The sequence below is a fragment of the Caulobacter sp. 1776 genome (genome assembly GCF_040545685.1).
Taxonomy (GTDB): Bacteria; Pseudomonadota; Alphaproteobacteria; order Caulobacterales; family Caulobacteraceae; genus Caulobacter.
Genome location: NZ_JBEPMI010000007.1, coordinates 16173 through 35182, shown reverse-complemented (window position 1 = coordinate 35182; position 19010 = coordinate 16173). Strand labels below are relative to the sequence as shown.

The following is a 19010-nucleotide window of genomic DNA, read 5'->3' as shown; positions in this document are numbered from 1 at the left end:
GGATCTAGCGCAGAGGCGGCGCGTACAGCAGGCCAGGCTTCGGCGCATTCCAGAGGGCGTTCAAGCCGCGATCCAGCTTCAGCGCCGACCCGCCGCCAATGTCACGGTCGAAGATCTCTCCGTAGTTGCCGCCAGCCATGATCGCCCGATAGGCCCAGTCGGCGTCCAGGCTGAGCATGGCCCCATAGCCGCCCTCGCCCAGCAGCCGCCGCGCCTCGGGATCGGCGCCGGTCTTCATGACCTTGGCGTTAGCTTTGGTGACCCCGTGCTCCTCGGCCAGGATCAGGGCGTAGAGGGTCCAGCGGACGATGTCGGTCCAGGCCGGGTCGTCCTGGCGCACCAGCGGCCCCAGCGGCTCCTTGGAGATGGCGTCGGGCAGGATCACGTGGGCGCCCGGGTCGTCGAGCACCGAGCGCGCCGCGGCCAGGGCCGAGATATCGGCGGTGAAGGCGTCGCACTTGTCGGCCTGGTAGGCGGCGCGAGCCTGATCCTCGCTGTCATAGACCATCGCCGTGTAGGCGATGCCGCGCGTCCGGAAGAAGTCATCCAGGTTCTGGGCCGAGGTGGCGTTGCTCTGGACGCAGATCTTGGCGGTGTTCAACTCGACCGCGCTGGTCAGGTTCAGGCTGCGGCGGACCAGGAAGCCTTGGCCGTCGAAATACGAGATCGCCGCCATGTCCAACTGGTCGCCGGCGTCGCGCGAGAAGGTCCAGGACGTGTTGCGCCAGAGGACATCGACCTTCCCCGAGCGCAGGGCCGCGATCCGCTCGTCATTGCCCAGCGGCACGAAGCGGACCTTGTCGGGTTTACCCAGCACGGCGGCGGCCACGGCGCGACAGAAGTCGACATTGAAGCCCCGCCAGCGCCCGCCATTGTCCTGGAACGCGAAGCCCGGCAGCTCGGGATTGACCCCGCAGCGCAACTCGCCCCGCGCCCGAATGGCCTTCAGGGTCGGACTGGGCGCGGCGGGCTTGATCGCCAAGGACGGCGTGGCCTCGGCGGACTTCGGCGGGGCCTCGGGCGTGCGCTGGTCGCAGCCCGCCAACACGAGGGCCGCCAGAACCGCCAAGCCAAAACGCACCGACACCCGATCGCTCCCTTGAACCGCGCGCGCTGAGCCTTAAACCACAAGGCTTGGACCGCGTCGCCGAAGAGTGCCTGCCATGGATGAAGAAACCCGCCTGATCCGCAAGGGCTCCCAGCCCGCTGGGCTGGCGCGAACGGTCAATCCGCCCATCCAGCGCGGTTCCACGGTGCTGATGCCCAACGCGGCGTCACTGTATGACGACACCCAGATGTCCTACGGCATCACCGGCCTGTCCTCGCCCGCCGCCTTGCAGCAAGCCCTGGCCGAACTGGAGGGCTCGCCGGACGTCACCCTCTATCCCTCGGGCTTGGCGGCGATCACCGGCGCGATGCTGGCGGTGCTGAAGGCCGGCGACGAGATCCTGGTGGTCGACAGCGCCTACAAGCCGACCCGCAGGTTCTGCGATCGCGTGCTGACCCGCTTCGGCGTCCAGACCACCTATTACGACCCGGCCCTGGCGCCCGAGGCGCTGATGGCCCTGGCCACGCCGAAGACGCGACTGATCCTGCTGGAATCGCCCGGCTCCCTGACCTTCGAGATGCAGGACATTCCGGCCATCGCCAAGGTCGCCAACGATCGCGGGATCCTGACCCTGATCGACAACACCTGGGCCGCCGGCCTCTATTTCAAGCCGCTGGCGCACGGCGTGACGATCAGCGTCCAGGCCCTGACCAAGTATGTCGGCGGTCATTCCGATTGCTTCATGGGCTCGGCGACCACCATGGACATCGTGATCGGCAATCAGCTGGGCGACGCCATGTGGGACATAGGCTGGTCGGTCTCGCCCGACGACGCCTACACCATGCTGCGCGGGCTGCGCACCCTGGCCACGCGCCTGCCGCGTCACCAGGACAACGGCCTCGCGATCGCCCGCTGGCTGCAGGACCGGCCGGAGGTGTCGCGGGTGCTGCACCCCGCCCTGCCAGGCGATCCCGGCCACGCGCTGTGGAAGCGCGACTTCAGCGGCGCCTGCGGCCTGTTCGGCGTGGTTCTGCGGCCCTGTTCGCAGCGCGCCGTCCATGCCTTCCTGGATAACCTCGAGCTGTTCGGCCTGGGCTTCTCGTGGGGCGGCTACGAGAGCCTGGCCATCCACTGCGATCCGCAGCTGAAAAGCCGAACCGCCGCCCCCGTCAATCTGGAAGGCCCGCTGCTGCGGCTGCACATCGGCTTGGAGGCCGTGGAGGATTTGAAGGCCGATCTCGACCAGGCGTTCGAGAAGCTCGTCTAGACGACCGCGCCGTCCTTCCATTCCCGCGCCATGAACCGGCCGGACGCGCCGCCCAGCACCGCCAGGGCGGCCTCGATGTTCCGCGTCCTGGCTTGCTCCGACTTCACGCTGGCGAAGCGGCGCAAGGCCTCCTTCCGCAAGCTGGGCGTGAGGGCGTCCCAGGCCTTGGCGGCGGCCGGGTCGTGCCTCAAGCCATGCGCGAAGGCCTCGGGCATCGGGTGGGCCGGGCCGCCGCGATAAGCCTCGTCGAACGTCACCTCGACGTCCACGGTGTCGCCGACGCCCACGCCGGCCGCCTCGCGAACCTCGCCGTGCAGATAGAGGAAGAAGCCGCCGTCGCCCCTTGGCATCATGTTGATGCGCCAGGGCTCGGCGGGGGCGCCGTTGACCTGAACCCGCACCGGCATCGGCTTGCGCCAGCCCTCGCGCAGGCGCGCGGCCTGCTCGGCGTCGAGCGGTACGAACGGATTGATGCCGTTGATCTCGATCCTGGCCTTGAAGCGAAGGCTGGTCATGGGGCTCTATCTCAAACATTTAGAGCGTGGCAGGCGCCGAAACCGCTCATACTTTCGGCTGCCACGCTCTAGAGGTAGCGAATCTCGGCCTCGGTCGGCCGCTCCCACCAGAGATTATCGCGGCCATTGCCATAGGTGATCGGCATGGCCGCCAATTCTTCGATCGTGGCGTCATCCAGAGTCGCGACCTGGATCGAGACGAAGTCACCGCCAAGCTCGGCGACATGGCCGTGCCCGAAGGTGCGTACGCCACAGGTCGAACAGAACCGGTGGTGGCCGCTCATCGTGCCGAACTGATAGTCGCCCAGGCGATCCTCGCCCGCGAGCAGGCGGAACGCGTCCGGCTTGATCAATACGCCCCAGCCGCGGGCCTTCTTGCAGATCGAGCAGTTGCAGCGGCTGGCGCCGGCGTCCAGATCGATGTCGGCTTCGTAGCGGACCGCGCCGCAGTGGCAGCTGCCGGTATAGGTCTTGAGCATGGATCGTCCCTCTCGACTGGCGTCATTCGTTGGGCATCGTTCTACGGCGGGCCTGCTGCCACCCTACTGTCAGTATCGCACGCTGAAGCTGGTTCGAAACCTGCAGCGAAGCGCCTCCGAGATCCCATTGCGAGACACCGTCATGCCGTCGATGATCGAGTTCCCCGACCAGAACGCCTCAAAGATCAAGGACGAGATCGTCCGCTTCAATCATCGTCTGGCCGAGACCGGCCTGTTCACGGACGAGGCGCTGGCCCAACTGCTGGACGAATATCCGCGCGACCAGGTCACGATCTGCACCATGCGCGAGAACCCGCCGCCCGCCGAACGCTGGATCGCGGGCGACGCGGACGGCCTGTCGGGCGCGGAACTGGTCGAGGCGGCGCGACGCGGCCGTCTTTGGATCAGCCCCCGCACCGCCATGACCGATCACCCGAAGTACCGCGCCGTGTTCGACAAGATCATGGCCGACTTCTCCAAGGAAACCGGCGTCCAGGTGCTGCGTGGCAGCGCCGCGGTGCTGATCTCCAGCGCTCGGATGGGCGTCTTTCTACACGTCGACGCCGCCGAAACGATGCTGTGGCATGTCCGCGGCGACAAGACGATGTACGTCTACCCGCCCAAGGACGAGCTGATCTCGGAGCGCTCGCTGGAAGCCATCCTGCTGAAGGAGACGCTCAGCGACCTGCCCTACCAGCCGTGGATGGAGGCCGAGGCCATCCCCGTCGCCCTGGCGCCCGGCGAGGCCGTGTCGTGGCCCATCCACTCGCCGCACCGGGTGGTCAACGGCGACAACACCAACGTCTCGGTGTCGGTCGAATACACGACCCGCCGATCGATGCTGACCAACGGCGTCCTCTGCCTGAATGGCCGCCTTCGCCGTGAAATGGGCCTGAACCCCAGCGCGCGGAGCGTCCCCGGCGTCTTGAAGCCCGCCTACTGGGCCGCGAACAAGGCCTGGCAGAAACTGGCGCCGCCTAAGCACAACGCCTTGGCCAGCCACGGCCGCCAATTCGATGTCGACCTTTCGGCGCCAAACTGCGTGCGTTGGCGTCCGGGCTTCGGTCCCCAGGCGACGGCGAAAGCCGCCTAGGCCGTCTTCCGGACGGTTTCGACGATCTCGGCCACCGCGTGGGCCCGGGCGGCGACCTCGCCGACCACGATCAGCAGCGGCCCGTCGCCAGCCTCGGCTACGCGCTCGGCCAGGGTGGCCAAGGTCGCCGTGTAAAGTTTGGCGTCCGCGCCGCCAGCCTTCTCGACCGCGACGGCGGGCGTGTCGGCCGGACGGCCCGCGGCGATCATCCGCTGGGCGAGATCCGCCGCGACGTCGCCGCCCATATAGACGGCGAGGGTCGCTTCGGGATCGGCCGCGGCGCTCCAGTCGCCCGACAGCTTGCCCGCCTCCAGCCGCGCCGTGGTGAACACCACCCGGCGCGCCTCGCCACGGTGGGTCAGGGGAAAGCCGAACTGAGCGGCGGCGGCGCAGGCGGCGGTGACGCCGGGCACCACCTCCGTCTCGACGCCGAAGCCGTTCAGGAACGCGGCCTCCTCGCCGACCCGGCCGAAGATCGACGGATCGCCGCCCTTCAGCCGGACAACCTTCAGGCCCTTGCGGGCCAGGCGCAGCATCAGGCGATTGATCTCGTCCTGCTTCATGCTGGGCTTGCCGGCGCGCTTCCCGGTCTGGATGCGCACGCAGCCGGCCGGCGCCAGGGCGATGGCCTCCTCCGAGCACAGGGCGTCGTAGAGCAGCGCCTGGGCGCTCTCGACCGCGCGGAAGGCGCGGACGGTCATCAGGTCCACCGGACCGGGACCTGCGCCGACCAGCAGCACCTTGCCGAGCGTGTTCTCAAACGACATGGGCAGGCTCCTTAGGAGTAACGGCCAAGACCTTGATCATGCGCGCGATTTCGGGACGACAGGACCCGCAGTTGGTCCCCGCGCCCGTGACCGCGCCGACGGAGTCCGGGGTATCGGCCCCGGCCGCGATGGCGGCGTCCACCGCCTTGGCCCCAACCTTCAGGCAGGCGCAGACCATCGGCCCCTTATCGACCGGCGCGCCGGGCGGGCGGCCGAACAGCAGGGCCGAGCGGGCTTCGGCGGTCAGGGTCTGCTCGCCGAACAGTTCGGCCAGCCAATCGCGCGGCGGCAGACGGCCGGTGGCCGTCATGTAGAAGACCGCAATCAGGCGGCCATCCTTGATCCAGGCCTCGCGACGCGCGCCGGTGGCGGCGTCCTCGTAGGCGACGACCTCGCCCTCCAGCTTCTTCGTCAGGATCTTGCGGAGGGCGTCGCGCTGGCCCTGTTCGCCGCGGCCGGCGAACTCGTGCTGCTGGCAGGCGTCCTGCGGGACCCGGCGCCAGACGAGATCCAGGCCTGGCGACATGACGGCGTCGCGGCTGAGGAAGAAGCCCTTCCAGGTCTCGCGGTAGGCGCGAACGCGGGCGGGCGTGTGCTTGAACTCCGGCTGGCCCGAGGTCGGATCGACGTTCGGCGCGACCAGGGCGTTGGCCCGGCCCGACGGCGCGAAAGCGTCGGTCCAGTGCATCGGCATGAATAGGCTGCCGCGACGCTGGCGGTCGCTGACCTTGGCCACGGCGACGGCCTCGGCGCGCGACGTCGTCACCCGCGCCAGGGCGCCGTCCTTCAGGCCCAGGGCGTCGGCGTCGTCGGGATGGATCTCGACATAGGGCTCGGGCGCGTGACGACACAGGTCGGGAGCCAAGCCCGTACGGGTCATGGTGTGCCAATGGTCGCGGATACGGCCGGTGTTCAGCGACATCGGATAGGCGTCGCCGGTCGCCTCGGCGGGTCCTTTCGGCTTGACCGGGACCATGCGGGCGCGCCCATCGGGAGTCTGGAAGCGACCGTCGACGAACAAGCGCGGCGTGCCCTTGCCATCGGCTTTGACCGGCCACTGGATCGGCAGGAGCTCGCTGTAAGTCTCTGGCGTCAAAGCCGAAAGACCGGAAAGATTCAGCTGGCGGTCGTCGTTTTCGTAGGCCGTCAGGCGGGCCCATTCGCGGAAGACGCTGGCGTTGTTGGCCCAGCCGAAACCGCCAAAGCCCATGGCCGTGGCGACGTCGGCCATGATCCTCCAGTCCGCTCGCGCATTGCCCGGCGCGGGGAACAGAGCCCGCTGGCGCGAGATCCGGCGCTCGGAATTGGTGACCGTGCCGTCCTTCTCGCCCCAGCCCAGGGCCGGCAACTTGACGTCGGCGAAGGCGGTGGTGTCGGTCTCGACGCAGTCGGAGACCACCACGAACGGGCACTTGGCCAGGGCCTCGCGGATCGCGCCGCTGTCAGGGAGACTTACGGCCGGATTGGTGGCCATCACCCAGATCGCCTTGATCCGCCCGTCGCGGACGGCCTCGAACATCTCGACGGCCTTCAGGCCGGGCGCGCGGGCGGTGTCGGGCGCCCCCCAGAAGCGGGCCACGCGGTCGCGGTCGGCCGGGGCGAAGTCCATGTGGCCGGCCAGGGTGTTGGCCATGCCGCCGGTCTCGCGCCCGCCCATGGCGTTGGGCTGGCCGGTGATCGAGAACGGGCACGCGCCCGGCTTGCCGATCCGGCCGGTGGCCAGGTGAGCGTTGATGATGGAGAGGCCCTTGGCCACGCCCTGCGCCGACTGGTTGGCGCCCATCGAGAACAGGCTGACCGTCCGCGCATTCGCGGCGAACAGATCGTAGAAGGTCCGCAGATCCTCGATGGCCACGCCACAATCGGCGGCCACGGCGCTCAGAGACTGATCATTTTCCGCAAGCGCGGCGAGCACTTGGTCGAAATTGTTCACGTGCTCGGCGATGTAGTCGCGATGGATCGCGCCGCGCCGAACCAGGTCGGCCAGCAGCCCGTTCCACAGACGCACGTCGCTCTGCGGCGCGATGGCCAGGTGCAGATCCGCGCCCTCGGCCGTGTCGGTGCGGCGCGGGTCGATGACCACGTGCTTCTGGCCGCGCGCCCTGGCCGCCTCCAGGCGGCGGAACAGCACCGGATGGGTCCAGGCGGCGTTGTGGCCGCTGAACACCACCAAGTCCGCGACATCGAGATCCTCGTAGCAGCCGGGCACCAGGTCGGCGCCGAAGGCCTGCTTGTGGGCGGCGACGGCCGAGGCCATGCAAAGGCGGCTGTTGGTGTCGATATTGCCCGAGCCGATGAAGCCCTTCATCAGCTTGTTGGCGACGTAGTAGTCCTCGGTCAGCAGTTGGCCCGAGACGTAGAAGGCCACGCTGTCGCGGCCGTGACGGGCGATGGTGTCCTTGAAGCGCTTGGCGACCAGGGCCGTGGCCTCGGCCCACGAGGCGGTCTTGCCGCCGATCGTGGGCTCTAGCAGGCGACCTTCCAGGCTCACCGTCGCGCCGAGCGCCGAACCCTTCGAGCATAGGCGGCCGAGATTGGCGGGGTGGACCGCGTCGCCGGCGATCGAGACTGACCGCCCCTCGCCCACCGCGCCCGCGACCCCGCAACCGACGCCGCAGTACGCGCAGGTGGTCTTGATCGTCGTGAGCGCTGCGGAGCCGTCGGCCATGCGGTCAGTCCGCCATCGCCGGTTGGGCCAGCAGGATGCGGCCGTCCTTGACCAGCACTGGCACCACGGGCGTACAGCCCTTGCCGGCGTCGGCGCCCGTCGGTTGGCCGGTGGCCAGGTCGATGACCCAGCTGTGCAACGGACAAGTCACGCCGTGACCGTGGACGATGCCCTGGCTCAGCGGTCCGTGCTTGTGGGGACAGCGGTCGACCAGGGCGAAGACCTGGCCGTCGCCGGTGCGGAACACCGCGACGTCGCCCTGGGCCGTGGCCACCCGACGCGCGCCGCGTTCGGGGATGTCGGTCACGGCGCCGACGTCACGCCAGTCGGGATCGATATGGGCTTGAACGGTCATTCGGCCGCCATCTCCAGGGGAAGGGTCGCCATGGGCGCAAATTCGCCGGCCGCCACGCCGCCGGTGGCGCGCTCGGCCCATGGGTCGATCTGCGCGGTTTCCTGCGAGACGACGAAGCGGGCGTAGAGCGCCGCGCGGTTCTCAAGGTCGTCCACGGTGGCGGCGCGGATCGTGTCGAGGCCGATGCGGGCCATCCACTTGTAGATCCGTTCCAGATACCAGCCGCCCTCGCGATACATCTGCATGACCGCGGCGATCAGCTGGATCGCTTCTTCCTCGGTGGCGACCTTGGTCAGCAGCTCGGTGCCCTGGATGTGCAGGCCCGCGGCGCCGCCGACATGGATCTCGTAGCCGCTGTCGACGCAGATCACGCCGATGTCCTTGCAGGTGGATTCCGCGCAGTTGCGGGGACACCCCGACACGGCCAGCTTGACCTTGGCGGGCGCCCACGAGCCCCACATGAACTTCTCGAGCTTGATGCCGAGACCGGTCGAATCCTGGGTGCCGAACCGGCACCAGTCGCTGCCCACGCAGGTCTTCACCGTGCGCAGGCCCTTGGCGTAGGCGTGGCCGCTGACCATGCCCGCGGCGTTGAGGTCGGCCCACACCGCCGGCAGATCGTCCTTCTTGACGCCCAGCAGGTCGATGCGCTGGCCGCCCGTTACCTTGACCGCCGGGATGTCGTACTTGTCGGCGACGTCGGCGATGGCGCGTAGCTCGGAGGGGCTGGTCATGCCGCCCCACATGCGCGGCACGACCGAATAGGTGCCGTCCTTCTGGATATTGGCGTGAACGCGCTCGTTGATGAAGCGCGACTGGCTGTCGTCGACATATTCGCCAGGCCAGGCGCACAGCAGGTAGTAGTTCAGGGCCGGGCGGCACGAGGCGCAGCCATCGGGCGTATGCCATTCCATGGCCTGCATGACGGCGGGCATGGACTTCAGCTCAAGCTCGACGATCGCCTTGCGCACGTCGCCGTGCGGATGATGCGTGCACTTGCACATCGGCTTCGGGCCGGTCTGGGCCTTGAAGCCGTCGCCGAGGGTCAGGCGGATGACTTGCTCCACCAGCGGCGTGCATGACCCGCACGAGGCCGAGGCCTTGGTCACCGCGCGGACGTCGTCCAGTGTGGTCAGGCCGTTGGCCGTGATCGCGCCGGTGATCGCACCCTTGCAGACGCCGTTGCAGCCGCAGATTTCCTGCGTGTCGGGCATGGCCGCAACGGCCGCGCTAGGGTCCAGGCCCGAAAGGCCCTCCGTGATCGCTTGCCCAAAGATCAGGGTCTCGCGGATTTCCGCGACGTCCGTCCCCGCCTTCATCAGGTCGAAGTACCAGCCGCCGTCGGCCGCGTCGCCGAACAGCACCGCGCCGGCGACCTTGCCGCCCTCGATGACCACGCGCTTATAGACGCCGCGCGCGGCGTCGCGGAACACGATGTCCTCGCAGCCGTCGCCGCCGGCGAACTTGCCGGCCGAGAACACGTCGACGCCAGAGACCTTCAGGCGGGTCGAGAGCACCGAGCCCTCATAGCCCCCTTGGCCGTCCGTTAGCTCTTCGGCCAGAGCCCGGCACATGTCCCAGATGGGCGCCACCAGGCCATAGCAGTTACCCCGGTGCTCGACGCACTCACCGACCGAGAACACGGCCGGATCCGAGGTGCGCATGGCGTCGTCGACGATGATGCCGCGATTGACCTGCAGGCCCGAAGCCTTGGCCAGGGTCGCGTTCGGGCGGATGCCGACCGCCATGACCAGCAGGTCGCACGGCAGGACACGGCCGTCCTTCAGCTTCAGGCCAGCGACCTTGCCGTCCTGGCCGACGATCTCTTCCGACTGGGCGCCCAGCACCGTCTCGACGCCGCGTTCGGCCAGGGCCTCGCGCAGCAGATAGCCGGCGCTCTCGTCAAGCTGGCGCTCCATCAGCACGTCCATCAGGTGGACGACCGTGGCGGCCATGCCTCTGCGCGCCAGGCCGTAGGCGGCTTCCAGGCCCAGCAGGCCGCCGCCGATGACCACCGCGCGGGCGCCGGCCTTGCCGGAGGCCTCGACCATGGCCTCGACGTCGTCGAGGTCGCGGAAGGTCACCACGCCCTTGAGGTCCGAGCCGGGCAGCGGCAGGCGGAACGGATCCGAGCCGGTGGCCAGGATCAGCTTGTCGTAGCCGACCTCGAGACCGCCCTCGGCGACCACCTTACGACCGTCCAGGTCGACCGCCGTGACGGCGCGACCGGCGTGCAGGGTGATGGCGTTGTCGCGGTACCAGGCCTCGTCGTTGATGACGATGTCGTCGAAGGTTTTCTCGCCCGCCAGAACCGGCGACAGCATGATGCGATTGTAGTTCACCCGCGGCTCGGCGCCGAAGATGGTGACGTCGTAGCGATGGGGGTCGCGCTTAAGCACTTCCTCGACCGCTCGGCAGCCGGCCATGCCGTTGCCGATGACGACCAGATGTTCCTTGGAGGACATGAACGATCTCGCTTGTCGGAGGAGGTGATCAGACGCGGACGCTGGCGGCGTCGCCGTGCAGGGTCGGCCAGATGGCGCGCCAGCGGGCCTTCAGGCTGTAGAGGGCGACGAAGGCGAACAGGGCCAGCAGCGCGAAGCCGATGAAGCCGGACTGGTAGGAACCGGTCATCTTCTTGGCCATGCCCAGGGTCGAGGCCAGGTAGAAGCCGCCGATGCCGCCGGTCATGCCGATCAGGCCGGTCATCACGCCGATTTCCCTGCGGAAACGCTGCGGGGCCAGCTGGAACACCGCGCCGTTGCCCGCGCCCAGGACCAGCATCGAGAACATCAACACGCCCAGGGCGATGAACGGCGACGGCAGTTGGAAGCTGGCCGTGGCCAGGCCGGCGGCGGCTAGGACGTAGACGAAGCTCAGGGTGCGTACGCCGCCGAAGCGATCGGCCAGGGCGCCGCCCACCGGACGGACGAACGAGCCGGCGAAGACGCAGGCGGCGGTGAAGAAGCCGGCGATCACCGGGTCCAGGCCGTATTCCGAATTGAAGTACATGGTCAGCGACGAGGCCAGACCGACGAAGCCGCCGAAGGTCACGCCGTACAGCAGCATCAGCCACCAGGCGTCCGGGACCTTCAGGACGTCGAGATACTCAGCCAACTTCTTCGGGGCCGGCTGCTCCGGCGCGTCCTTGGCCAGCAGCATGTAGACGACGAAGGCGACGGCCAGAGGGATGGCGGCCAAGCCGATCACGGTCTGCCAGCCGAACGCCTTGGCCAGGGCCGGCGCGAACAGGGCCGCGAGAGCCGTGCCCGAATTGCCGGCGCCGGCGATGCCCAAGGCCAGGCCTTGATGCTCCTGCGGATACCAGCGCGAGGCCAACGGCAGGGCCACGGCGAACGAAGCGCCGGCGACGCCCAGGATGACGCCCAGAGCCAGGACCTGCTGATAGTTGTGGATCCCGACCGCCCAGGCCAGCACCAAGCCGGCCAGCACGATCAGCTGACCGATCATGCCAGTCTTCTTGGGGCCGATCCGATCGACCAGCACGCCGTTGACCAAGCGCAGCACGGCGCCGGCCAGGACTGGGATGGCGACCATCAGGCCCTTCTGGGCGGGGTCGAGTTGGAAGTCCTTGGCGATGGCGACGCCCAGCGGGCCCAGGATCACCCAGACCATGAAGCTGAGGTCGAAATAGAGGAAGGCGGCGAACAGGGTCGGCGCATGGCCGGCCTTCAGGAAATCGCGAGAGAGCATGACGGCCTCGGATGTTGCGTTCTGCGAGAGCGGAGCGTCGTCGCCCCGGACGGGTGACCGCATCCGAGCGGTCCTCTGGCAGCCGCGAACGCCGTTGTTCGTAGGCCTTGAGCTTAGTGAAGACGTGTGTTGGGCGTCCTGTCACGGCTCATGCCGCGCTGCAGCGCCTTCATGTTTGCGACGCACACTTGCTCAGCATTTATGCACGAGCGGTGCCCAGGAAGCGTGCACTCAGATCAGGGCGCGGTGGATGTCGAAGGCGGCGGCATAGGCGCGCGCGGCCTTGGGATCGAACGCGCGACCATCGAACAGCCGCGCTTCCACCGCGCCGGCGGCGTCGGGGAATGCCAAGGCCGGCTCCAGAATCGGCAGGGACAGAGCCGCCTCACGATAGAGGTCTGGGCGATAGACCCGATCGACAAGCGCCTGCAGATCGTGCTCGGCGCCGATCTGCCCCCAGCGAGTCATCTGAGACAGGAACCACAGGCCATGCTCGCGGCGCGGCAGGCCGGCCGCGTCGCGGTGGAAGACGATCTCGCCCTGCAGCGCGCGCGCGATCGCGGTCGGCGCCGCGCCGATCCGGTCGGGCCGAGCCAGCAGCTCGATCAGCGTCTCGCGGTTCTCGGCCTGGTCGGCCCAGGCGGCTCCACGCATCACCGCCCGCAGGCAGGCGCGCAGCTCGTCGGGCCGCTCCGCGCCCAGTTCGGTGGTGACGCCCAGCACCTTGTCGGGACCGCCGGGCCAGAATTGCGAGGCCGCGATCAGGATCCGGCCGACGCCGCCGGCCTCGGCTACCGCGTTCCAGGGCGCGCCGACGCAGAAGCCGTCGATCTCGCCGGCCCGCATCCGCTCAACCATGCGCGGCGGCGGAATGACCACCAGGCGCACGTCGCGGTCAGGATCGACCCCGCCCTGCGCGAGCCAATAGCGCAGCAGGTAGTTGTGCATCGAATAGGGAAAGACCACGGCGAAGGTCAGCGCCCCCCGCCCTTTCGCGCGCCGCGCGGCGACCACCTTGGCCAGGGCGGCGGCGGTTACCGGCGTTCCCGCCAGAGCGTCGGGATCCACGGCCTGGATCGCTTCGATCAACGCGGTCGACACCGTGACGGCGCTGCCGTTCTGGTTCAGGGCCAGCGGCGCCAGGATCGCGCCCTCCCCGTTCGCCGTCGCCGCCAGCGCCATCGGGGCCAGCATGTGGGCGCCGTCAAGCGCGCCAACGGCGACCTTGTCGCGGATGGTGGCCCACGACGCCTCGCGGACCAGCTCGACGTTCAGCCCCTCCTCCTCGAAGAAGCCGAGCGCGTGCGCGGCCGCCAGGGGCGCGCAATCGGTCAGCGGAATGAATCCGAGACGCAAGTCCGACAGGCCGCTCACCTAGCCGTCCCCCTTCAGCACGCCAGCGAAGGCCAGCAGGTCGGCGGCCACGGCCCCGATCGGCTTGCCCCGGTCCATGGCCAGCTTACGCAGCAGCCGGTAGGCGCCGTCCTCGTCTAGGCCGCGTTCCTTCATCAAAAGGCCCTTGGCCCGTTCGACGGTCTTGCGCGATTCCAGGTCCGCCTTGGCCTTGGCGAGGTCGCCGCGCAGTTGCTGGGTCAGGGCGAAGCGGCTCATGGCCACGTCGAGGATCGAGCGCACGCGGCTGGGCGCCAGACCATCGACGACATAGGCCGCGACGCCAGCTCGAACGGCCTGTTCGGCAAGTCCCGGCTCGGAACGGTCGACGAACATGACCACGGCGTGGCCCTGGCTGGACTCCTGCAGACTGTCGAGCGTGTCGCGGTCTGGGCTCTCGGCGGCGATCACCACCACGTCGGGCGCGAAGGCCATGACCTCGGCCTCGTCATAAACGGCCGAACGGCGCACCTCGAGCGGCTGCACGCCCTCCAGCCCCTGGGCCACGAGCGCGGCGCGCGCGGTATCTGGATCAATGACGAGCACCCGCATCGCCTTCGTCCTAAGCGGCGCCTGGTGAAGCGATGGGAACTTTCCCCTGCTAGGGGCGCACCCTCTAGATATTGCGCAGAAAGCGGGCGCCGACGTCCATTTCTTGGGCGAAACGGCAAGCCCTGCCCGCGACGGAACCGAGGTCGCACCGCTCTGTCGCACAGTCGGCCGGGCCGGCAACACCTTGCCGCGCGAAACGCCGCCTTGGCGTCGAACACCATCGGAACGTGCAAGAACGGCGATCGGCCTTGCACTGTCCTGTCGGCTCGCGCCAGATCCGGCGACACAAAACCCAGCGGAGCCCTTCATGTCCCTCTACCTGTTCGCTCTGTTGATCGGCGCGGTCGCCGGATTGCGCGCCATGACGGCGCCCGCCGCCGTGGCGTGGGCCGCGCGCCTGGGATGGCTGCCGCTGGCGGGCTTTCCCCTGAGCTGGCTAGGCGGCGTCATCCCCGTCCTAGTTCTGACGGCCCTGGCGGCGCTGGAGCTGGTCGGCGACCAGTTGCCGAAGACGCCCAGTCGCAAGGTCCCCGTCCAATTCATCACCCGCGTCCTGACCGGCGCCTTCAGCGGCGCGGCCTTGATGATGCCCAGCGGCCATTGGCTCCGCGGCGCGGTGATTGGCGCGGTCGGCGCCGTGATCGGCACGCTCGGTGGCGCCGAGGCTCGCGCGCGCCTGGCCAGGCTGTTCGGCAAGGACACGCCCGCCGCCCTCATCGAGGACGTGATCGCCGTCGGCGGCGCCATCCTGATCGTGGCGGTCGCGCTATGACTAGACGCTTTGACGCCATCATTATCGGCGCCGGCCAGGCGGGACCTTCGTTGGCCGGACGCCTGACAGCCGCCGGCCAGACCGTGGCGATGATCGAGCGCAAGGACTTCGGCGGCACCTGTGTCAACACCGGCTGCATGCCGACCAAGACCCTGGTCGCCAGCGCTTATGCCGCGCACCTCGCTCGCCGCGCCGACGAATACGGCGTGACCCGGAGCGGCCCGGTGGGTGTCGACATGAAGCGGGTCAAGCAACGCCAGCAGACCGTGGTTCGCAACGCGCGCGGCAATGTCGAGACGTGGCTGCGCGGCATGCCGGGCATCACCGTAATCCAGGGCCACGCGCGCTTCGAGAGCGCCGACACGATCCGGGTCGGCGACGCGCTTTTGACCGCGCCGAAGATCTTCCTGAATGTCGGCGGACGCGCCAACGTGCCTGACATGCCCGGGATCGGCGATATCTCCTACCTGACCAATGTCGATATGATGCAGCTGGATACGCTGCCCGAGCACCTGGTTATCGTGGGGGGCAGCTACATCGGGCTGGAGTTCGCCCAGATGTTCCGCCGCTTCGGCAGCCAGGTCACCGTCGTCGAGATGGGGCCGCGCCTGATCGGCCGCGAGGATCCGGAAATCTCGGACGCCATTCGCGGGATCCTGGAGGCCGAGGGGATCGCCGTCCGCCTCGACGCCGAGTGCATCAGCTTCGCACCATCCGACGAAGGTGTCTGCGTGCACGTGACCTGCGAGGCCGGCGCGCCGCGGGTGACCGGCTCGCACGTGTTGCTGGCCGTGGGCCGCAAGCCCAACACCGACGACCTGGGCCTCGACAAAGCCGGAATCGAGACTGACAAGCGCGGCTACATCGTCGTCGACGATCAGTTGCGCACCACTGTTCCCGGGGTTTGGGCGATGGGCGACTGCAACGGCAAGGGCGCCTTCACCCACACGGCCTACAACGATTTCGAGATCATCGCCGCCAACCTGTTGGACGATGATCCGCGCAAGGTCAGTGATCGCATCACCTGCTACGGTCTGTTCGTCGATCCGCCCCTGGGCCGGGTCGGCATGACCGAGGCCGAGGCCCGCGCCACCGGCCGTCCGCTGCTGATCGGCCAGCGTCCGATGACCAGGGTCGGCCGCGCCGTCGAGAAGGGCGAAACCCAGGGCCTCATGAAGGTGGTGGTCGACGCCGAGACCAAACAGATCCTCGGCACCGCCATCCTGGGCCTGAATGGCGACGAGGCCATCCACGGCATGATCGACCTGATGTACGCCAAGGCGCCCTACACGGTAATCTCGCGGGCGGTTCACATCCATCCGACAGTGTCCGAACTGATCCCGACGATGCTTCAGGAGTTGAAGCCAGCCTAGGCCGCGCGTCGGGCGTACAGGAACTCGATCACCGCCGCCCGCGCGTGGACGTAGGTCGGGAGCTCGGCCACCGCCAGGCGATCGCGCGGACGGGGTAGAGCGACGTCCAATACCTGACCGACGCAGGCGCGCGGGCCGTTGGTCATCATCACGATGCGGTCCGACAACAGGGTGGCCTCGTCCACGTCGTGGGTGATCATCAGCACGGTGTTCTTCAGCGCCGCGTGGATCTCCATGACGCTATCCTGCAGATGGGCGCGGGTCAGGGCGTCCAGGGCTCCGAACGGTTCGTCCAGCAAGAGGACCTTGGGCTCCATGGCCAGGGCCCGGGCGATGCCGACCCGCTGCTTCATGCCGCCGGAGATCTCGGCCGGGCGCTTGTCGAGCGCGTGGGTCATCTTGACCAGATCCAGATTGTGCAGCGTCCAATCGCGACGCTCGGCGGCGGACTTGCTGCTCCCGAACACCTTGTCGACGGCCAGGGACACGTTCTCGCGAACCGAAAGCCATGGCAGCAACGAATGGTTCTGGAAGACGACGGCGCGGTCGGGGCCAGGCGCGTTGACCTCCTGCCGGTCCAGGATCACCGCCCCGGTGGTGACGGGCGTCAGGCCGGCCACCACGTTCAGCAGGGTGGACTTGCCGCAGCCGGAATGGCCGATGATCGAGACGAACTCGCCCTTCTCGACCTTCAGGTCGATGCCGTTCAGCACCTCGCTGCGCGCGGCGCCCTTGGTGAAGGTCACGCCGACATTCTCGATGGAAAGATAGGCCTTGGCCATGTGCGTGACTCCCTAACTGGCCGCGCTGCCGCGCGAGACGAAATGGCCGACTAGGGCCACCAGGCGATCGAGGAAGAAGCCTGTCATGCCGACCCAGGCCAGAGCCACGATGATGTCGGCGATGCGCGAGGCGTTGTACTGGTCCCAGATGAAGAAGCCGATGCCGACGCCGCCCAGCAGCATTTCCGAGGCGACGATGGCTAGCCAACTCATGCCGATGCCAATCCGCAGGCCAGTGAAGATGTAGGGCGTGGTGGCCGGCAGCAGGATCTTGAAGAAATACTCGATCGGCGACAGGCGCAGCACCTTGGCGACGTTGACGTAGTCGCCGGGAATGTTCCGCACGCCGACGGCGGTGTTGATGATGATCGGCCAGATCGCGGTGACGAAAATCACGAACAGGGCCGAGGGCTGGGCTTGGTGGAAGGCCGCCAGCGAGATCGGCAGCCAGGCCAGGGGCGGCACGGTGCGCAGGACCTGAAAGATCGGATCCAGGCCCCGGTGCGCCCAGCGGTTGGAGCCGACGAACACGCCCAGCAGGATTCCGCAGACCGCCGAGATCGAAAAGCCGATCCCGACGCGCTTCAGACTTGTGAACACGTGCCAGAACAGACCCTTGTCGACCCCGCCGTGGTCGTAGAACGGGTGCAGAATCAGGTCCTTGGACTCCAGCCACACCTGTTTGGGCGACGGCAGGCCTGTATAGGAATCCCCCACCATCAACTGCCATAGACCCAGCAGGACCAGCAGGGTCAGCAGCGGCGGGATCACCACGCCGGCCGCAGCCTTGGCGCGGCGGCCCAGCTCGGACAGAGCCGTCGGCTTGGCCATCACGGGCGTTACGGCGGCGACCGTGGCGGCCGGCGCCGGCGTCGCCTGGGTGAACGAGGGCTTGGGGTAGGTCATGACACGCCCTCCCCTCAGACCAGCTTCTTGATCGGCTGGCTGGCCAGGTAGGCGCCCGGATTGACCGGGTCGAACACCTTGCCGTCGAAGAAGCGCTCGACGCCGCGGCTGTCGCCGGCCGGACCGTTCTGGCCGATCGTCTTGGCCGCCGCGCGCCAGATGTCCGAACGGTTGACCTTGTCGACCAAGGCCTTGGTGTTGGTCTTTTGCGGCAGCACGCCCCAGCGGACGTCCTCGGTCAGGAACCACAGGTCGTGGGACTTGAACGGGAAGCTGGCGTTGTCGGCCCAGAACTTCATCCGGTGCGGCGAGTTCTTCAGCGTTCGGCCGTCGCCATAGTCCACCGTGCCCTGCAGGCGGGGCAGGATGTCGCCCATCGGCACGTTGATGTATTGGCGCCCGGAGACGATCGAGCACATGGCCGGCAGGTTCGAGGCTTTGTCGCACCACAGCTGCGCCTCTTGCACGGCGGCGGTGATGGCCTGGGCGGCGCGAGGGTACTTGTCGACCCAGGCCGCGCGCATGCCGAGCGCCTTTTCCGGGTGGTTCATCCAGAGTTCCGACGTCAGGCAGGCGGTGTAGCCGACCTTCTGATTGACCAGCTGGCCGTTCCAGGGCTCGCCCACGCAGAAGGCGTCCTGGGTGCCGGCCTTCATGTTGGCCACCATCTGCGGCGGCGGGATCACGATGGTGGCGACGTCGGTCTCGGGGTTGATGCCGCCAGCCGCCAGCCAGTAGCGGACCCACAGGTCGTGGGTGCCGCCCCGGAAGGTCATGGCGATCTTGGCGATGTTGCCGGCCGCCTTCAGCTGCTGGAACTTGGCCTTGGCGCCGGCGCTGTTCAGGCCGACCTGAACACTCTTGAGGTCATTGCCGACCGAGATGCCCTGCCCGTTGGTGTTCAGGCGGGCCAGGATGTACATCGGCGTCGGGACGCCGTTGGTGATCGCACCGGTGGTCATCAGATAGGGCATCGGCGACAGGATGTGCGCCCCGTCGATGCCGCCGCGCTCCGAGCCCAGCACCAGATTGTCGCGGGTGGCGGCCCACGACGCCTGCTTGACGACCTCGAGGTCGGGCAGGCCGTACTTGGCGAACAGGCCGCGCTCCTTGGCGATGATCACCGGCGAGCTATCGGTCAGGGCGATGAAGCCCAGGCGGGCCTTGGCGACTTCCGGCCCCGCGCCCGCGGCGTGGGCGCCGGCCGGGAACGCGGCCTTGGCGGCGGCGACGGTGGCGGCGGCGCCGATCAGGGCGTGACGGCGGGTCAGGCCGGGCGCCTTCAGGCCAGACTGGGTCATGTCGGTCTTGCTCATGGTCATGCGTC

17 protein-coding genes are annotated in these 19010 nt (G+C 68.3%); 4 read left to right on the top strand and 13 right to left on the bottom strand.

The window, feature by feature from the left end; genetic code table 11:
* Positions 1-4: 4 nt before the first annotated feature.
* Positions 5-1087 carry an amino acid ABC transporter substrate-binding protein gene (locus ABIC66_RS18845; RefSeq protein ID WP_354072076.1) on the bottom strand — a complete coding sequence of 361 codons (1083 nt, stop codon included), beginning with the start codon at positions 1085-1087 and terminating at the stop codon, positions 5-7.
* 76 nt (positions 1088-1163) lie between these two features.
* Here ABIC66_RS18845 and metC point away from each other — a divergent pair, with 76 nt between their 5' ends.
* Positions 1164-2315 (top strand): cystathionine beta-lyase, encoded by a 1152-nt coding sequence (metC, locus tag ABIC66_RS18840; protein WP_354072075.1) that lies wholly within the window; start codon positions 1164-1166, stop codon positions 2313-2315.
* On the opposite strand, the gene ABIC66_RS18835 is transcribed toward metC, so the two are convergent.
* Positions 2312-2830, bottom strand: a complete 519-nt coding sequence (locus ABIC66_RS18835) for a YdeI/OmpD-associated family protein (RefSeq protein ID WP_354072073.1) — start codon at positions 2828-2830, stop codon at positions 2312-2314. The two genes, metC and ABIC66_RS18835, sit on opposite strands and share 4 nt — an antisense overlap.
* A 68-nt stretch (positions 2831-2898) precedes the next feature.
* The gene (locus ABIC66_RS18830; RefSeq protein ID WP_354072072.1) at positions 2899-3309 is read right to left on the bottom strand and encodes a GFA family protein; all 411 of its coding nucleotides are present in this window, start codon (positions 3307-3309) and stop codon (positions 2899-2901) included.
* A 127-nt stretch (positions 3310-3436) separates the two neighbouring features.
* Between ABIC66_RS18830 and ABIC66_RS18825 the strand changes: the two genes are divergently transcribed.
* Positions 3437-4402 (top strand): hypothetical protein, encoded by a 966-nt coding sequence (locus tag ABIC66_RS18825; RefSeq protein WP_354072070.1) that lies wholly within the window; start codon positions 3437-3439, stop codon positions 4400-4402.
* On the opposite strand, the gene cobA is transcribed toward ABIC66_RS18825, so the two are convergent.
* From cobA to ABIC66_RS18790, 7 genes are all read right to left on the bottom strand, one after another.
* Positions 4399-5169 (bottom strand): uroporphyrinogen-III C-methyltransferase, encoded by a 771-nt coding sequence (gene cobA / locus ABIC66_RS18820; RefSeq protein ID WP_354072068.1) that lies wholly within the window; start codon positions 5167-5169, stop codon positions 4399-4401. The genes ABIC66_RS18825 and cobA overlap by 4 nt on opposite strands.
* The gene (locus ABIC66_RS18815) at positions 5159-7837 is read right to left on the bottom strand and encodes a nitrate reductase (protein ID WP_354072066.1); all 2679 of its coding nucleotides are present in this window, start codon (positions 7835-7837) and stop codon (positions 5159-5161) included. Before ABIC66_RS18815 ends, cobA begins: the two co-directional genes overlap by 11 nt.
* Before the next feature lie 4 nt (positions 7838-7841).
* Positions 7842-8192, bottom strand: coding sequence for a nitrite reductase small subunit NirD (gene nirD, locus ABIC66_RS18810; RefSeq protein WP_354072065.1), 351 nt, complete (start codon positions 8190-8192; stop codon positions 7842-7844).
* Positions 8189-10657 carry a nitrite reductase large subunit NirB gene (gene nirB / locus ABIC66_RS18805; protein WP_354072063.1) on the bottom strand — a complete coding sequence of 823 codons (2469 nt, stop codon included), beginning with the start codon at positions 10655-10657 and terminating at the stop codon, positions 8189-8191. The genes nirD and nirB overlap by 4 nt, the downstream gene beginning before the upstream one ends.
* 28 nt (positions 10658-10685) lie before the next feature.
* Positions 10686-11906: a nitrate/nitrite transporter gene (locus ABIC66_RS18800; RefSeq protein WP_354072061.1), complete on the bottom strand. Its 1221-nt coding sequence runs from the start codon at positions 11904-11906 to the stop codon at positions 10686-10688.
* 231 nt (positions 11907-12137) lie between these two features.
* A complete protein-coding gene (locus tag ABIC66_RS18795) occupies positions 12138-13280 on the bottom strand; it encodes an ABC transporter substrate-binding protein (protein ID WP_354072059.1) in 1143 nt (380 codons plus the stop codon).
* Positions 13281-13850 (bottom strand): ANTAR domain-containing response regulator, encoded by a 570-nt coding sequence (locus ABIC66_RS18790; RefSeq protein ID WP_354072057.1) that lies wholly within the window; start codon positions 13848-13850, stop codon positions 13281-13283.
* Between the two features lie 307 nt (positions 13851-14157).
* Here ABIC66_RS18790 and ABIC66_RS18785 point away from each other — a divergent pair, with 307 nt between their 5' ends.
* Positions 14158-14622 (top strand): DUF4126 family protein, encoded by a 465-nt coding sequence (locus tag ABIC66_RS18785; protein WP_354072056.1) that lies wholly within the window; start codon positions 14158-14160, stop codon positions 14620-14622.
* Positions 14619-15995 carry an FAD-containing oxidoreductase gene (locus tag ABIC66_RS18780; RefSeq protein WP_354072054.1) on the top strand — a complete coding sequence of 459 codons (1377 nt, stop codon included), beginning with the start codon at positions 14619-14621 and terminating at the stop codon, positions 15993-15995. The genes ABIC66_RS18785 and ABIC66_RS18780 overlap by 4 nt, the downstream gene beginning before the upstream one ends.
* Here the strand turns inward: ABIC66_RS18780 and ABIC66_RS18775 are convergent.
* From ABIC66_RS18775 to ABIC66_RS18765, 3 genes are read right to left on the bottom strand one after another with little or no spacing between them, the layout of a single operon-like run.
* A complete protein-coding gene (locus ABIC66_RS18775) occupies positions 15992-16777 on the bottom strand; it encodes an ABC transporter ATP-binding protein (RefSeq protein WP_354072053.1) in 786 nt (261 codons plus the stop codon). The genes ABIC66_RS18780 and ABIC66_RS18775 overlap by 4 nt on opposite strands.
* Positions 16778-16789: 12 nt before the next feature.
* Positions 16790-17683 (bottom strand): nitrate ABC transporter permease, encoded by an 894-nt coding sequence (ntrB, locus tag ABIC66_RS18770; RefSeq protein ID WP_354072051.1) that lies wholly within the window; start codon positions 17681-17683, stop codon positions 16790-16792.
* Positions 17684-17697: 14 nt separating this feature from the next.
* Positions 17698-19005, bottom strand: coding sequence for a CmpA/NrtA family ABC transporter substrate-binding protein (locus tag ABIC66_RS18765; protein ID WP_354072049.1), 1308 nt, complete (start codon positions 19003-19005; stop codon positions 17698-17700).
* Positions 19006-19010 lie beyond the last annotated feature (5 nt).

Excerpts from the sequence above, each read along its gene's own strand:
- ABIC66_RS18835 (WP_354072073.1), bottom strand. The coding sequence starts at position 2,830 with ATGACCAGCCTTCGCTTCAAGGCCAGGATCGAGATCAACGGCATCAAT.
- nirB (WP_354072063.1), bottom strand. The coding sequence starts at position 10,657 with ATGTCCTCCAAGGAACATCTGGTCGTCATCGGCAACGGCATGGCCGGC.
- ntrB (WP_354072051.1), bottom strand. The coding sequence starts at position 17,683 with ATGACCTACCCCAAGCCCTCGTTCACCCAGGCGACGCCGGCGCCGGCC.
- metC (WP_354072075.1), top strand. The coding sequence starts at position 1,164 with ATGGATGAAGAAACCCGCCTGATCCGCAAGGGCTCCCAGCCCGCTGGG.
- ABIC66_RS18790 (WP_354072057.1), bottom strand. The coding sequence starts at position 13,850 with ATGCGGGTGCTCGTCATTGATCCAGATACCGCGCGCGCCGCGCTCGTG.
- ABIC66_RS18830 (WP_354072072.1), bottom strand. The coding sequence starts at position 3,309 with ATGCTCAAGACCTATACCGGCAGCTGCCACTGCGGCGCGGTCCGCTAC.
- ABIC66_RS18800 (WP_354072061.1), bottom strand. The coding sequence starts at position 11,906 with ATGCTCTCTCGCGATTTCCTGAAGGCCGGCCATGCGCCGACCCTGTTC.
- ABIC66_RS18780 (WP_354072054.1), top strand. The coding sequence starts at position 14,619 with ATGACTAGACGCTTTGACGCCATCATTATCGGCGCCGGCCAGGCGGGA.
- ABIC66_RS18775 (WP_354072053.1), bottom strand. The coding sequence starts at position 16,777 with ATGGCCAAGGCCTATCTTTCCATCGAGAATGTCGGCGTGACCTTCACC.
- ABIC66_RS18765 (WP_354072049.1), bottom strand. The coding sequence starts at position 19,005 with ATGACCATGAGCAAGACCGACATGACCCAGTCTGGCCTGAAGGCGCCC.
- ABIC66_RS18785 (WP_354072056.1), top strand. The coding sequence starts at position 14,158 with ATGTCCCTCTACCTGTTCGCTCTGTTGATCGGCGCGGTCGCCGGATTG.
- cobA (WP_354072068.1), bottom strand. The coding sequence starts at position 5,169 with ATGTCGTTTGAGAACACGCTCGGCAAGGTGCTGCTGGTCGGCGCAGGT.
- nirD (WP_354072065.1), bottom strand. The coding sequence starts at position 8,192 with ATGACCGTTCAAGCCCATATCGATCCCGACTGGCGTGACGTCGGCGCC.
- ABIC66_RS18815 (WP_354072066.1), bottom strand. The coding sequence starts at position 7,837 with ATGGCCGACGGCTCCGCAGCGCTCACGACGATCAAGACCACCTGCGCG.